The sequence below is a fragment of the Helicobacter pylori genome, assembly GCF_017594925.1.
GTDB lineage: Bacteria > Campylobacterota > Campylobacteria > Campylobacterales > Helicobacteraceae > Helicobacter > Helicobacter pylori_DP.
This window is the reverse complement of sequence record NZ_JAALNT010000004.1, coordinates 80,907-92,964: the sequence shown is the minus strand read 5'-3', so window position 1 is coordinate 92,964 and position 12,058 is coordinate 80,907. Positions and strand designations below refer to the sequence as shown.

General features: G+C 39.2%; 13 protein-coding genes. 1 reads left to right on the top strand and 12 read right to left on the bottom strand.

Going from position 1 to position 12,058, the window contains the following annotated elements; all coding sequences use genetic code 11:
• Window positions 1-28: 28 nt before the first annotated feature.
• From G6069_RS02815 to G6069_RS02760, 12 genes are all read right to left on the bottom strand, one after another.
• Complete coding sequence (locus G6069_RS02815) at window positions 29-1,441, bottom strand: mannose-1-phosphate guanylyltransferase/mannose-6-phosphate isomerase (RefSeq protein WP_197293308.1); 1,413 nt, start codon at window positions 1,439-1,441, stop codon at window positions 29-31.
• Between the two features lie 69 nt (window positions 1,442-1,510).
• A complete protein-coding gene (locus G6069_RS02810; RefSeq protein WP_197293307.1) occupies window positions 1,511-2,644 on the bottom strand; it encodes a DNA type IV secretion system protein ComB10 in 1,134 nt (377 codons plus the stop codon).
• Window positions 2,637-3,626, bottom strand: a complete 990-nt coding sequence (locus G6069_RS02805) for a TrbG/VirB9 family P-type conjugative transfer protein (RefSeq protein WP_197293306.1) — start codon at window positions 3,624-3,626, stop codon at window positions 2,637-2,639. Before G6069_RS02805 ends, G6069_RS02810 begins: the two co-directional genes overlap by 8 nt.
• A complete protein-coding gene (locus tag G6069_RS02800; protein WP_197293305.1) occupies window positions 3,626-4,369 on the bottom strand; it encodes a VirB8 family type IV secretion system protein in 744 nt (247 codons plus the stop codon). The genes G6069_RS02805 and G6069_RS02800 overlap by 1 nt, the downstream gene beginning before the upstream one ends.
• Window positions 4,366-4,479 (bottom strand): hypothetical protein, encoded by a 114-nt coding sequence (locus G6069_RS02795; RefSeq protein ID WP_001217873.1) that lies wholly within the window; start codon window positions 4,477-4,479, stop codon window positions 4,366-4,368. Before G6069_RS02795 ends, G6069_RS02800 begins: the two co-directional genes overlap by 4 nt.
• A gap of 15 nt (window positions 4,480-4,494) precedes the next feature.
• Window positions 4,495-5,550, bottom strand: a complete 1,056-nt coding sequence (locus G6069_RS02790) for a type IV secretion system protein (RefSeq protein ID WP_197293331.1) — start codon at window positions 5,548-5,550, stop codon at window positions 4,495-4,497.
• Between the two features lie 7 nt (window positions 5,551-5,557).
• Entirely contained in the window at window positions 5,558-6,562 is a 1,005-nt protein-coding gene (locus G6069_RS02785) for a PDZ domain-containing protein (protein WP_197293332.1), read from the bottom strand.
• Window positions 6,562-6,864, bottom strand: coding sequence for a YbaB/EbfC family nucleoid-associated protein (locus tag G6069_RS02780; protein ID WP_197293304.1), 303 nt, complete (start codon window positions 6,862-6,864; stop codon window positions 6,562-6,564). The genes G6069_RS02785 and G6069_RS02780 overlap by 1 nt, the downstream gene beginning before the upstream one ends.
• A gap of 2 nt (window positions 6,865-6,866) precedes the next feature.
• Entirely contained in the window at window positions 6,867-7,220 is a 354-nt protein-coding gene (gene panD / locus G6069_RS02775) for an aspartate 1-decarboxylase (protein ID WP_097689164.1), read from the bottom strand.
• Window positions 7,210-9,435 (bottom strand): AAA family ATPase, encoded by a 2,226-nt coding sequence (locus G6069_RS02770; RefSeq protein WP_197293303.1) that lies wholly within the window; start codon window positions 9,433-9,435, stop codon window positions 7,210-7,212. Before G6069_RS02770 ends, panD begins: the two co-directional genes overlap by 11 nt.
• Window positions 9,435-9,710: an ATP-dependent Clp protease adaptor ClpS gene (locus G6069_RS02765; RefSeq protein WP_108357310.1), complete on the bottom strand. Its 276-nt coding sequence runs from the start codon at window positions 9,708-9,710 to the stop codon at window positions 9,435-9,437. Before G6069_RS02765 ends, G6069_RS02770 begins: the two co-directional genes overlap by 1 nt.
• Window positions 9,711-9,730: 20 nt before the next feature.
• A complete protein-coding gene (locus tag G6069_RS02760) occupies window positions 9,731-10,144 on the bottom strand; it encodes a universal stress protein (RefSeq protein ID WP_001023005.1) in 414 nt (137 codons plus the stop codon).
• 108 nt (window positions 10,145-10,252) lie between these two features.
• On the opposite strand from G6069_RS02760, the gene G6069_RS02755 reads away from it, so the two are divergent.
• Window positions 10,253-12,058, top strand: coding sequence for a hypothetical protein (locus G6069_RS02755; RefSeq protein ID WP_197293302.1), 1,806 nt, complete (start codon window positions 10,253-10,255; stop codon window positions 12,056-12,058).

The following is a 12,058-nucleotide window of genomic DNA, read 5'->3' as shown; positions in this document are numbered from 1 at the left end:
TTGAATTTTATTTATTAAATCTCCTTTATTAAGCGTTTTGGTTCTGCCTGTTAAAATCGTCATCAACCCTTACAATATCGTCTTCACCGACATACTCGCCCACTTGGACCTCTATGATAATCAAAGGGATTTTGCCATAATTAGCCAGGCGGTGTAAGGTGTTTTTAGGGATATAAGTGGACTCATTAGCTTGCAATTCAAACGATTGGTGATCCAATTCCACGCTCGCCAACCCGCTAATCACCACCCAGTGTTCGCTCCTGTGGAAATGCTTTTGTAAAGAAAGCCTAGCGTTTGGTTTGACTTCTAAAATCTTAACCTTGTAGCAACCGCTCTCATGCAAGACTTCATAGCTCCCCCAAGGGCGATAGACTTTAGTGTGCGTTTGTAATAATTCTTGGTTGTGTGTTTCTATTTCGCTCACTAGGGCTTTTAAATCCTTAGCTTTGTCTTTATGAGCGACTAAAAGAGCGTCTTTAGTGTCAATGATCGCTAAATCCTCAACCCCTAAAAGAGCGCTCACTTTATGAGAAAACACTAGATTATTCTCGCTCTCTTTGGCAAAAACAGGCGTTTGATTCAGGCTGACATTTTCTTTAGACTCGTTAGCCGCTTCTTCAAAAAGGGCGTTAAAATTCCCTAAATCGCTCCATTTGGCGTTCAATCCTACCATTTTGATTTTGTGGCTTTGTTGCATTAAAGCTATATCCACGCTCACATCTTCTAAATCTTGCATGCTCTTTTCGCTCAAACGAGCGATCTTTTTTTCAAAAAAATACGCGTTTTCTAACGATTCAAACGCTCTTTCACACCCCTTTAAAATAGTAGGGGCATGCTTTTTCAATTCGTCTAAAAAAACGCCCGCTTGGAAAACAAACATGCCGCTATTGAAATAAAAACCCCCGCTTTTTTGAAACTCTATCGCTTTTTCTAAGCTTGGCTTTTCAATGAATCGCTTGACATCTAGAGCGTTAGGGCTTTCAATATGCCCAAACTCCGCATTAGGCTTGTCAATACTCACGCCAAAAGTGACTAAAAAACCTTTTTGGGCTAAATTAATCGCTTTTTTTATCGCATTTTCATACGCTTGAAGGTCTTTAATCAAATGATCGCTTGGCGTAACGATGAGCAAATCTTCTTTATCGCTCATTAAGGCACTCAAAGCAATGGCGTTAGCGGTGTTTTTACTCAAACTCTCTAGTAAAAAACCCACGCTTTTGTTTTGGATTTCATTCTTTATCTCTTCTAGGGCTAAAAAATAATGCTTTTCATTGCACACGATGAGCGTTTCATCTACTAAGGAAGCGTTTCTTTTAAAACTCAACTCAAACAAGCTTTTATGATCAAAAAGCTTTAAAAATTGCTTAGGGTATAGGCTACGGCTTAAAGGCCATAAGCGTTTGCCGCTCCCCCCACTCAATAAGACATTTTTAATTTTCATGGGCTTTCTTGCTAGACTCTCTTTTGTTTTTTAGGGTTATTATAGCGTTTTTAAACTGGCATTTTTGAGTCACTTCAAAAATTCAGCGATGACTTCATTCTCTCTGGGTATAGGGAAGAATATATCAGTATTGGGCGAAATGAAGACCCTACTCCCCTCTCTAATCACCACAATGGGGGCGATCTTGCTCTTGTCTCTTAAAATTTGATTGACGACTTGATTGATCCCCATACCGCTTTGCCTCATCAATTGCAATAAAAGATAATCCCCAAAGAAATTAGTCACCTCTTCTTTATTGCCTCTGTTGTTTAAGGCCGAAGTGATCCCAATCAATAAGCCGTTAGTGAGCGTAGAAAGCAGTAACGGCACGCCATAGCGCTGGAAATTCCTTTCAATCAATTCCCCCACTAAGCCGTTATAGCCTTTAATGTCCGCCCCTTTAGCGTTAGTGAGCATGATATTAATGCCATGGGGAGTGATGATTCGACTCCATACAATATCCAAGCGGTATTCACCCATTTTGTTATTGTTGCTGTAATAGCCTATGACTTTAGAGCCTTTAGGGATTAAGACGGCTTTTCCCATGCTTGCAAAAATATCGCTCTCCACTTGCGCGATGACCTTACCAGCGATCTGGCTAGAAATAGGCGTGATCAAAAAGGCGGGTATCATTTTGTCAGCCGTAATGGTGCGTAAAAGCTTGTTTTCATTAGTGGCGGTGTCTTTTTCTTTAAGGTTAGTGAAACCATCAATGCCATGGTTATCCACAGGGAAAATCAGGTTTTCTTCGTAATTTTTAGGGCTTTGTTTGAAAGGGGTGATGCGAGCGGCTAATAAATCTAATTGCTTTAGAGAAAAATCTTTTTTAGGGGGGGTTGTGTTTGTTTTTAAATCCATGGGAGGGCTCTTAAAAGTTTCTTCTTTGGAATAATTCATTTCTTTGGAGTTTAGGGCTTTTAAAGCGGCTTTGAGCTGTTCTTGTAAGGCTTTGATGGTAGCGTCTTTGGAGCTTTCTGTGTTAGTTGGCTGTGGGTTTTGAGTGAAGGTGTAGTCTTGTAAAGGGTATTTCACCTCATCGTCATTCAAAAGGTTAGGTTGGTTATTTAGGGGGGCTTTTGGCTTTTGATGATAGACTAAAGAAATGGTTGTAATCGTTGCAAAACCAAGTGCAAAAACAATCGCCCCCTTAAGCCACTTATTCATCTTTAGCCTTTTTGACAAAACGGATACACAGATAATCCTTACCCAACCTTAAAGTCCATTTAGTAGAAACGTCTTCAGCGATAATGTAATCGCCCACAATCCTTGTATTCACCGGATTATCATAGCCATCAACGACCTTATAAATCACCGGGAATTTAGAGAGCGCTAATCTTTTGTCAAATTTGAAATAAGTGAATTGCTTGTCGTTAAAGATTTCTTCAGGCATTAAGGAGAGTTTGGATTTTTTAGAACAAGCCCATAAACAATACCATTTCCTTTGAGAGCTTTTTAAAGCCTTATAGCCTTTTTGAATGTCTTTTTTAACGATTTTCATCGCGTTGGTGTTATCGCCAATAGTTATAGTCTCTTCTTCTTTTTCTTTGCTTTCTTCTTTTTCTTCTTTTAGGGGCTTGTGGTTATTTTTTGGGGCATCTTTAGGGGCATTTTCAGCCATATTTTCTTGATTTTCTTTTTGGGGCTTGATAAAAGCGTTAGTGTAATAGTTTTTATCTTCTATGAAAACCTGTAAATTAGGGTGTTTGGAGCTGGTGAAAGTGGTAGAAAACACATAGAAAGAAAAAATCTTACCCTCGCTATCAATCACGCTGATATTAGAATCCACGCCAATTTGTAGGGGTTTGATGAGCAAAATACGATCGTTACTTTCTAAGATTTTCGCATCAAAGCCCACCTTATCCCCTAAAACAAAATCGCTAATGGGTTTTGAAAAAAACAATAAGGTCGCCATCGCATAACGCAAGCGGATTTTATAAGTTTGCCCTTGAAAGTAATCAATGTTCAAAGTGTTGGACATTTTGGAGCGGTTTTTGTCAAAAAAGCTCCCTTGAATGGCGTTTAAATCCTGCATGGGGTGGTTTAAATGTGCCGGGGCTGTTTCGTTCGCTTCTTCCAAAAAATCATCGGCTTTTAAAACGCTAAAAGCCAACAAAAAGCCCATGAGAGCGTATAAAAATTTCCGCATCAATCATTCCTATTAGTCGGCGCGATTTCAGTGATGCTGTAGCGAGTGATTTTAAAGCCGGTAGGGTTTTTAGGCATGGAAGCGTAATCAAAATCTGGGGCGTCAAACAGATAACTCAATACGATTTTATAACGCTTTTCATACACGAGCTTGTTTTCATTCAAAAGTTTAGCCGCAATGGACACGCTCGCAATGGGGTTATTGTCTTGCTGATAGATCGCAATATTGACGATATGGACTTCTCTTTCCAAATGGCTTTGCGCATAAATGCTGTTTTGCGTTTTAATCAAGTCTTCAAAGCGTTGCCACACTTTAGAACTGCTTTGCAAGCGCACCAATTCATAGCGCGATTTATCGTCAATGCGGTTAATGCTCTCTCGGTTTAACACATACGCCCCAATGAGCGAACGAGCCAACGCTTCATTACTGGAAATGCTTTTATCCGCTCTTTGGATAATGGCGTAATGCTTGTCCTGGTTTAAAAAATCCACGAAATGGTGTTCGGTTTTTTGTAAGGGCAGGATACTGATTAAAACGATCGCTAAGATAAGCGCGATAAAACTCATCAAGCCTAAGAGCTTGTAAGCGATTTTCAAGCGGTTCCTTTCCAGCCGAAACACGCTTTGCATGTCCAAATCGTTCACCGAAAAACCAGAAAGCTTGTTTTCTAAATGCTTTTCTTGGTGGCTTAAAAGCTCTTCTAAATAGATCAACTGCTCGCTATTGAAAGGCTTTTCTTTCATGCGAGATTTAACCTGTTTTCATACAATGTGCAAGGGCTTTTTTTCATCTCATGCACCTTACTAGTGCAACCAAAAAACACAAGTCCCATGATAACAAAAAAAATTCTCATTAAATTCCTATTTATTTAAATTTCATTTTTTGTATTTATTGTATCCTTTTTAACCTTTTTTTGCTTGAAATTTGGGATTTTTACATCTAATTGAGTGGTTTCTACCTTAAATGTGGGGGAATGCGTTTCTTTTTCTTTAGAAACGCTACCGCTTGTAGAAGTAGAAACGCTAGAGGGAGCGGGCGAGGTCGTGATGTATTGTAAGGAATTAAGGGCGTTTTGGCTGAGGTTAGCGCTCAAATTGGTGGCGAGTTTGTAAGTTTCTTTAAGGCTATTTTGCACCCTAAACAAAGCGTTGATGAAAAAAGGCACGCCTATGATAAAAACGCAACACAAAAATAACGCTACCACCAATAAAAGGCTTAAGTCTTGTTTTTCTTGCATATGAGCGTCTATTAAAGCCTTAGTAACCGACACATTCAAAAACCCCACCAACAACAAAAAAGGCTTGTAAAACCCAAGAGCGAAGCATTTTTTTAGGCATATAACCACAACGCTCCTCCAGGTTTTGAAAAACCCAAACGCTAAAAACAGCGCCCCTAAAGAACACCACACATGCACTTCCAAATACACTAAAATGATAATTGCAAACAAAACGCTCAAAAAAAGCGCTTGCAAAATACTTAAAAAAAGCCACACGGACATTTCATTATGACTCAAATCGCTGATAAAGCTAAGGGCATAAAAACCATGATTGAAGATAAAATCTAAAGAAAGCGCATGGTTAGAAAAGTTACTCAAGCTTTGAGAAAGGCTTTGAGTGATCATGTTAGGCGCAATAAAAATAGCGTTTTGAAACAATTCATAAAAGCGCGAAGGGTTTTTCAAAGCGTAGTTAAACAGCGCAAAAAACCCCACAAACAATAACGCCTCTGTTAGCGTGCTGGCACTGAAGAAATTCTGTTCTTTCAAACTCCTATAAGCAAAGAGCATGAACGCCAAAGCGACCACGCTATTAAACACCAATTGCGCATGCAAAGTGTAGAGAAAAAATTCAGCGAAACGCCCTAAAATCGCCGTGAGAGGCGTGATAAACCAAGAAAGGATAATCTCATAAGCGTCATTTTTCATCAATACTTCAACGGACTTTAATGTAAAATTCAAAGCCTTTACGCAAGACTAATAATTCAATTTTAGGCGCGCTTAACGCTTCTCTTAAAGCCTTTGGGTTGGACGCCACATTTTTACGATTCACCCATAAAATCCTATCCCCAAGCTTTAAAAAATCCAAGCCTTTGGGCAAATGACTGCCTATTTTAGTGATAGTGAAACGCTCATCTAAAGCGATGCCATAGCGCTCTAAAAAAGTGTCTTTGAGCAAAAACCCCCCATAACGCTTATTGACTTTAAGCGTTACTTCTTTGATTTTATGGTTTCGTTTGATTTCCACTTTTACAAGGCTTTGGTATTTAAGATTGCTCACCACCCATTCAAACTCCGCTAACGAATGGATCTTGTAATCATTGATCGCTAGGATTTCATCGTTTTTTAAAAAAGGGTTTTTAGGGAAAAAGGGATCAAATTGCGCTATTACTAAACGCTTATTATTTTCTTTTAAACGCACCCCAATATCCCCATAATAAGGCTCTTTTTGGTTTAAAAAGCGCTTGATAAATTTCGTTTCTATAAAGCCATTCCCCCCTACCCCTAGCCCTAACATTTGATAGCAAATATTGCTGATAACGCCATTTTTTTGAATCTTTTGTGAAATTTGAGCGTAGCGCTCATAGCCTCTTTGCTTGAAAAGCAATCGCGCTTCTAGGGCGTCTTTATCCCCTACACTAGCCATTGGCCTTATAAGGGCGTCTTTGTCTAAATCCCTTAAGGTATAAAAATACTCGCTTGGCGCGCTTTGCAACAAATACAGCCCTACAAAAGGATCGGATTTGATGACTTTGGCGTGTTTAGGGTAGGTTTTGGAATAATATAAATACACGCCTTTAGGCAATTCTTTTAAAGCCACACCTCCTTTTTGAAGGCTCGCTTTTTTAAAAAACGCCTGACAATGCTTGAAATCATAAGCCCCTAAGCCATTCAAAAAAAACCATAGAACGATAAAGGTAATAAGGGCTTTGTGAAGCATCACAATTTAGCGAAATTCCCCAACATGTTAAAGGCTAAATTCTTTCGGTTTTCTTCTACGGCTTTATACCCGTCATTCAAAGCGCTCATCAAATAGATTTGCATCGCTTCTTTATCTTCTAACAGGCTGTCATCAATTTGCAAATCCACTAATTCCCCCAACCCATTAAAACTCACGCTCACCATTCCCCCACCGCTTTTGGAAGTGTGGATCGTGTCTTTATTCTTTTCTTCTAGTTGGGAAAACTCTTTTTTCATGCCGTCTAATAACCCGCTTAGCCCGCCAAATTGACTAAAATCCATCTCTAACCCTTTTCTAAAATTTCGTTTTTTTCATCCACTAGCACGATGCTCGGCTTGTGCGCATTGATTTCATCTTCATTCATGCTCGCATAAGCTAAAATGATCACCACATCGCCTATGGCCACCTTTCTAGCTGCTGCACCATTGACGCAAATTTCGCCCTTTTTTTTCCCTAAAATCACATAGGTGCTGAAGCGTTCGCCGTTATTGACATCCACGATTTCCACTTTCATGCCCTCTCTGAGCTTAGCCAACTTGGCTAAATCCTCATCTATGGTGATCGAGCCTACATAGTTGAGATTAGCGTCTGTGATAGTAGCCCTATGGATTTTACTATAAAGCATTTCAAAAGTCATTTTCTTTCACCTTTTGTGCACGCTTGATTTCTTTTAAAACCAATTGGTTTTTTTCTAGCAAGCAAGCGATCTTACAAGGTTTTTTAAACGATTGCAAGAGCAATAGATCGCTTAATTTAGTTTTGATCTCATTGTGAATGATTTTTTTAATTTCTCTCGCTCCTAAAGTCGTTTGGTAGCTTTTTTGCGCGATGAATTTCACAACTTCTTTATGGAATTTTAAGGTTATATCCTGCTCTAGCGCTAGGGCTTTTAATTTGTCTAATTCCACAGAAACAATGCGTTCAAAATCCTCCAAACTGAGCGCGTTAAACGGCACGATCGCATCAATCCTGGATCGTAATTCAGGGGTCAAAAGCTCTTTAACGGCTTTATCATACTTGGTGTTTTTAGCGCTAAAAAACCCCAGCGTGTCCTTATCCTTACTCCCCACATTTGAAGTCATAATCAGTATCACATGCTTAAAACTCGCCTGATTGCCTAAATTATCGCTCAAAGTGGCGTTATCCATCACTTGCAACAACAAATCATACACATTAGGGTGGGCCTTTTCTATCTCATCTAAAAGCAGCAAACAATGCGGGTGCTTTTTAATCGCATTCACCAATAACCCCCCTTGCTCAAACCCCACATAACCGCTAGGGCTACCGATGAGCTTTGCCACGCTATGGGCCTCTTTGTATTCGCTCATGTCAAAGCGTTCAAAATGCAAATTCAAATTCAAGGCCAATTCTTTAGCCAACTCCGTTTTCCCCACCCCACTAGGCCCCACGAATAAAAAGCTCCCCACAGGCTTATTTTTAGAAGAAAGCCCGCAATACTGGATTTTAATCGCATTGCTAACAAGACTGATCGCTTCGGTTTGGGCAAAAATCTTATTTTTAAGCGATTTTTCCAAGTTCCTTAAAAGGGCTTTTTTATCGCTGCTCAAACGCATTTTAGGGATTTTAAGCTTGAGAGCGAGCGTTTCTTTCACGTCATCAACGCTGATTTTTTTGCCCTTTTTAGGGTTGATTTTTTTCCTCGATCCCACCTCATCTAATAATTCAATCGCTTTATCCGGCAAGAATTTATCATGCATGTAATCACTCGTTAAATCCACGCATGCCTTAAACACGCTCTCATCATAACGCACCTGGTGGTGTTCTTCATAAAGGGGAGCGATCTTTTTTAAAATCAAGTAACACGCCTCTTTAGAAGGCTCTTCAACTTTTATGACTGAAAAGCGCCTGTTAAAAGCCTTGTCTTTTTCAAACACGCTACGGTATTCTTCAAAAGTGGTCGCTCCTAAACATTTCAAGCCCCCATCCGTTAAAACCGGTTTTAATATGTTCGCCGCATCCAAGCTCCCAGCGTTACTGCTCCCTGCACCTAAAAGGGTGTGGATTTCATCAATGAATAAAATGATACGGCCGTTTTGTTGGATTTCTTTGAGCGTTTTTTTCAAGCGTTTTTCAAAATCCCCTCTGTATTTTGCCCCAGCCACCATTAAGGCTAAATCCAAAGAATAGACTTCATATTCTTGCAAAAACTCCGGCACTTCTTTTTGAGCGATTTTTAAAGCCAAAGCTTCAGCGATGGAGGTTTTCCCTACGCCCGCTTCGCCAATTAAAAGCGGGTTATTCTTTTTTCTGCGCCCTAAAATTTCTATCACTCTTAAAATCTCTTCTTCTCTGCCAATAACTGGATCTAAAGCGTTATCTTGGGCTAAAGCGCTCAAATTTTTAGCGTATTTTTTTAGAGGAGTGTTTTTGGGTGCTTCTTCATTATCATTAATGTCATTAGGAATACCATGGTTATCCAAATCCAATAAAGCAGGATTAGAATACAAACGAGCGATGCCAAAACTATCCATGAGTTTTGAAGCGTAACAATCGGGGTGATCCAGCATTAAAATAAGCAATTCTTCCACGCCCACGCTCTCAAAACAGCTCGCATACATTCTTTTAAGCATTCTTAATAGCACAAAACTCCTAGCAGGCATTTTGGCTGGATCGCTCTTTAAAGGCACATATTGCAACAAATAGTCTTTAAGGATTTGTTTTAATTTATCATAGTCATCTCTTTCTAAAGCACCAATAATCTTTTCCCCGCTCTCATGCTCTAAAATGACCAATAGCACATGCTCTGTGGTGCAAAGGGCGTGGTTAAGATCCAAGGCTAAATTTAAAGCTTGGTTTAGAACTTCATTGAGATCTTGATTGAATTTAGCCATTATTTTATCTCTTCTACCAATAATTTTAAGGGGAGATCTAGATCTCTGGCCTTATCTCTAACCCATGCTGCCCTATGCCTGGCAATATCATAAGGATAGACGCCACAAACCCCACAGCCATCACGATGGATGCTTGATGTGAGGGCTTTGGCCTCTTCTAAAGACTTGTCAAAAAAATCCCTCAAAGCAGAGATGACAAATTCCGCTGTCGTAATGGGGTCATCAACCATGATCACTTGCGCCATGGTGGGGGTGGGTATGTTATACATTTTCATGTTCATGCCGCTTATCCATGCTACTTGGCGATCACAACAGGGATACTGGATTGTTCAACCAAGCTATTTTGGTGCGAAATGAACAAACGATACAACAAATTGGATTCGCTCGCCCCGATCAATAACAAATCATAATCCTTAGCCATATCCAAGACCACATCAATCAAATCGCCGCTTTTTAGAACGCTCTCGCACTCTATATTTTCTTTTTTGAAAGCGTCTTCAAATTGCTTTAACAAAGCCTTAGCTTTTTCTTCTTCTAAGGCTTCTGTCTGGCCATAATCCATCATCCCGCTTTCGCTATAAATAAACACTTCCATGCTCACATGCAATAGAGTGAAACGGACCTCTTTAAGCGAATGGGCTAATTTGACAGCGAATTTAATAGCGTTATAGCATTCTTGCGTGTCGCTAATCCCAAATAAAATATTCATAAGAACCAACCTTAAATGAAGTTTTGGTATTATACCAAATAAACCCTAATGACCCGCTGAAAGCTCAAAGATAAAGCGCTACAATCTCGCTTAGAAAAAGGACATAAAATGCTATTGAATTACGACTTTTTAGAATTTGTTGATGAGCCACACAATAGAAGCAATTCATTGACAGCATCTATTGATAAAGCGTTAGCGGACAGGAAGTTAGCTAGACAAAATAAACCTAGAGTTAGGGTGCTTGGTAAGGCGATGCCCTTAAGCAAGTTTTTAGATGCTGTTGGCGATGAAATTTCACGACTTAAATATGATATGAGCCACAAGACTATTAAAGGCTCTACAATTGAGAGTTCTAATCTTATCAGCATTTATAAAAAGATTGCGAGCGGACTACCTTTTGGGACTATTTCAGCGTTTAGACCTTTTAAAGACGCTTTTCTTAAAGATTTCACTCAAGGGGAACAAGACGCTCTAATCTATGCTTATAAGAGCGGAGCAGACCCTAAAAATGCGGACATAATAGCCAAATATTGGTTAAGTAACTCTGTGGATTTAGACCCATACGACCCTATTAAAGTTGTAGATTTCTTTCACCCACAACCTGAAAATGGTAAAGAGACTACAAAATTTAAAAATTACAAAGATATGATTGAGAACATTTATGCGACACTCTATAACAAATTAGGCAATTTTTATGCAGACAAATTCTTTAAGAAAGGCGCCACAATGAGAGACCTTATGTCTAGTGATAAATTTGTTGAGAGGTATCGCTACACTAGAAAAGAAAATATGGCAAGGACACAACAGCTAAAAGACATAATGAATATTGATAGAGACTTCATTGGTTACATTGAAGTGTTAGGGTATTGGAAAGACAACCCTAAAGACAATATTTTACCAGACAAAGAGGTTAGCTTTTTCGTATTCCAAAACGAACCTAGTAGCACATTTGATTTGAAAAACCACTTATTGATATGGGGAAAACAATTCAGACAAGCAGCGATTTGCTATGGCGGACAATTGATGGCTAATAAGAATAAGACTTATAGGATAGATTTGATAAGCACTAGCCCTAATAGTTTTGGTGAGGTATGGGCTAAATTCACAGGGATTAAATTTTCAGTTCCTAGCGACTTACCACAAGCTCTTACACGCATAAATGACAGCGTTTATACTTTTCTCTCTAGGAATAAAGAGGGTATCGGTCTTAATAAACTCGCTATGAATAAAGTCGTTAAGACAGAATTAAAAGCGACTTGTATGCCCTATGATTACTCTAAATTAGGTGTAAGGACTATTGGTGAGGACATTAGAAGCGAGATTAAAGCATTACAGAAAATCACTCGTGGGTATGGACACCCTAAAGAGTTCTTTTTGGACGCAATGATAGAAAGACAAGAACAAGCGATTAAACGCATAGAAGCACGAAAATGTGCGGTAAGCGATGACTTCAAACAAGGTATGAAACGAAACATTCAAGTCAATAACCTTGTTAAGGCTTTAAGACAAGGCAAAGAAGTGAGTAGGACATTGATTGCTAAAGTGCTTGCTAACACCATAGACACCGATGCAGGGTATTGCTTTATCTCGCCGACAGATTTAGCGACACAACTTGGTAACATCAGCCCTAGACTATCCAAGAGTATCGTAACCGCCATAGAGCAAGCAGAGGGCGTTAGACTTAATTATGCGTTAATTGACAAAATCACCTACAACTCACTCCACAATATCTTAAGTTTCATTTTTGATATTGATAACCCTTTAAGCGACCAAGTGTTTGAGAGACTAGTCATTGAAGTCCCAAGAGAAGCACTAAAGAATGTGAAGCTACCACAAATCAAAAATGTATTGACTTCTCAAATCTTTGATGGGGCTTATCAGTTTAGAGGCAATGACTATCAATTTAAAGGTTAA

Coding starts and splice junctions, on each gene's coding strand:
- G6069_RS02815 (WP_197293308.1), bottom strand. CDS start 1,441: ATGAAAATTAAAAATGTCTTATTGAGTGGGGGGAGCGGCAAACGCTTA.
- G6069_RS02755 (WP_197293302.1), top strand. CDS start 10,253: ATGCTATTGAATTACGACTTTTTAGAATTTGTTGATGAGCCACACAAT.
- G6069_RS02785 (WP_197293332.1), bottom strand. CDS start 6,562: ATGCTTCACAAAGCCCTTATTACCTTTATCGTTCTATGGTTTTTTTTG.
- G6069_RS02770 (WP_197293303.1), bottom strand. CDS start 9,435: ATGGCTAAATTCAATCAAGATCTCAATGAAGTTCTAAACCAAGCTTTA.
- G6069_RS02800 (WP_197293305.1), bottom strand. CDS start 4,369: ATGAAAGAAAAGCCTTTCAATAGCGAGCAGTTGATCTATTTAGAAGAG.
- panD (WP_097689164.1), bottom strand. CDS start 7,220: ATGACTTTTGAAATGCTTTATAGTAAAATCCATAGGGCTACTATCACA.
- G6069_RS02790 (WP_197293331.1), bottom strand. CDS start 5,550: ATGAAAAATGACGCTTATGAGATTATCCTTTCTTGGTTTATCACGCCT.
- G6069_RS02795 (WP_001217873.1), bottom strand. CDS start 4,479: ATGAGAATTTTTTTTGTTATCATGGGACTTGTGTTTTTTGGTTGCACT.
- G6069_RS02810 (WP_197293307.1), bottom strand. CDS start 2,644: ATGAATAAGTGGCTTAAGGGGGCGATTGTTTTTGCACTTGGTTTTGCA.
- G6069_RS02805 (WP_197293306.1), bottom strand. CDS start 3,626: ATGCGGAAATTTTTATACGCTCTCATGGGCTTTTTGTTGGCTTTTAGC.
- G6069_RS02780 (WP_197293304.1), bottom strand. CDS start 6,864: ATGGATTTTAGTCAATTTGGCGGGCTAAGCGGGTTATTAGACGGCATG.
- G6069_RS02760 (WP_001023005.1), bottom strand. CDS start 10,144: ATGAATATTTTATTTGGGATTAGCGACACGCAAGAATGCTATAACGCT.
- G6069_RS02765 (WP_108357310.1), bottom strand. CDS start 9,710: ATGAAAATGTATAACATACCCACCCCCACCATGGCGCAAGTGATCATG.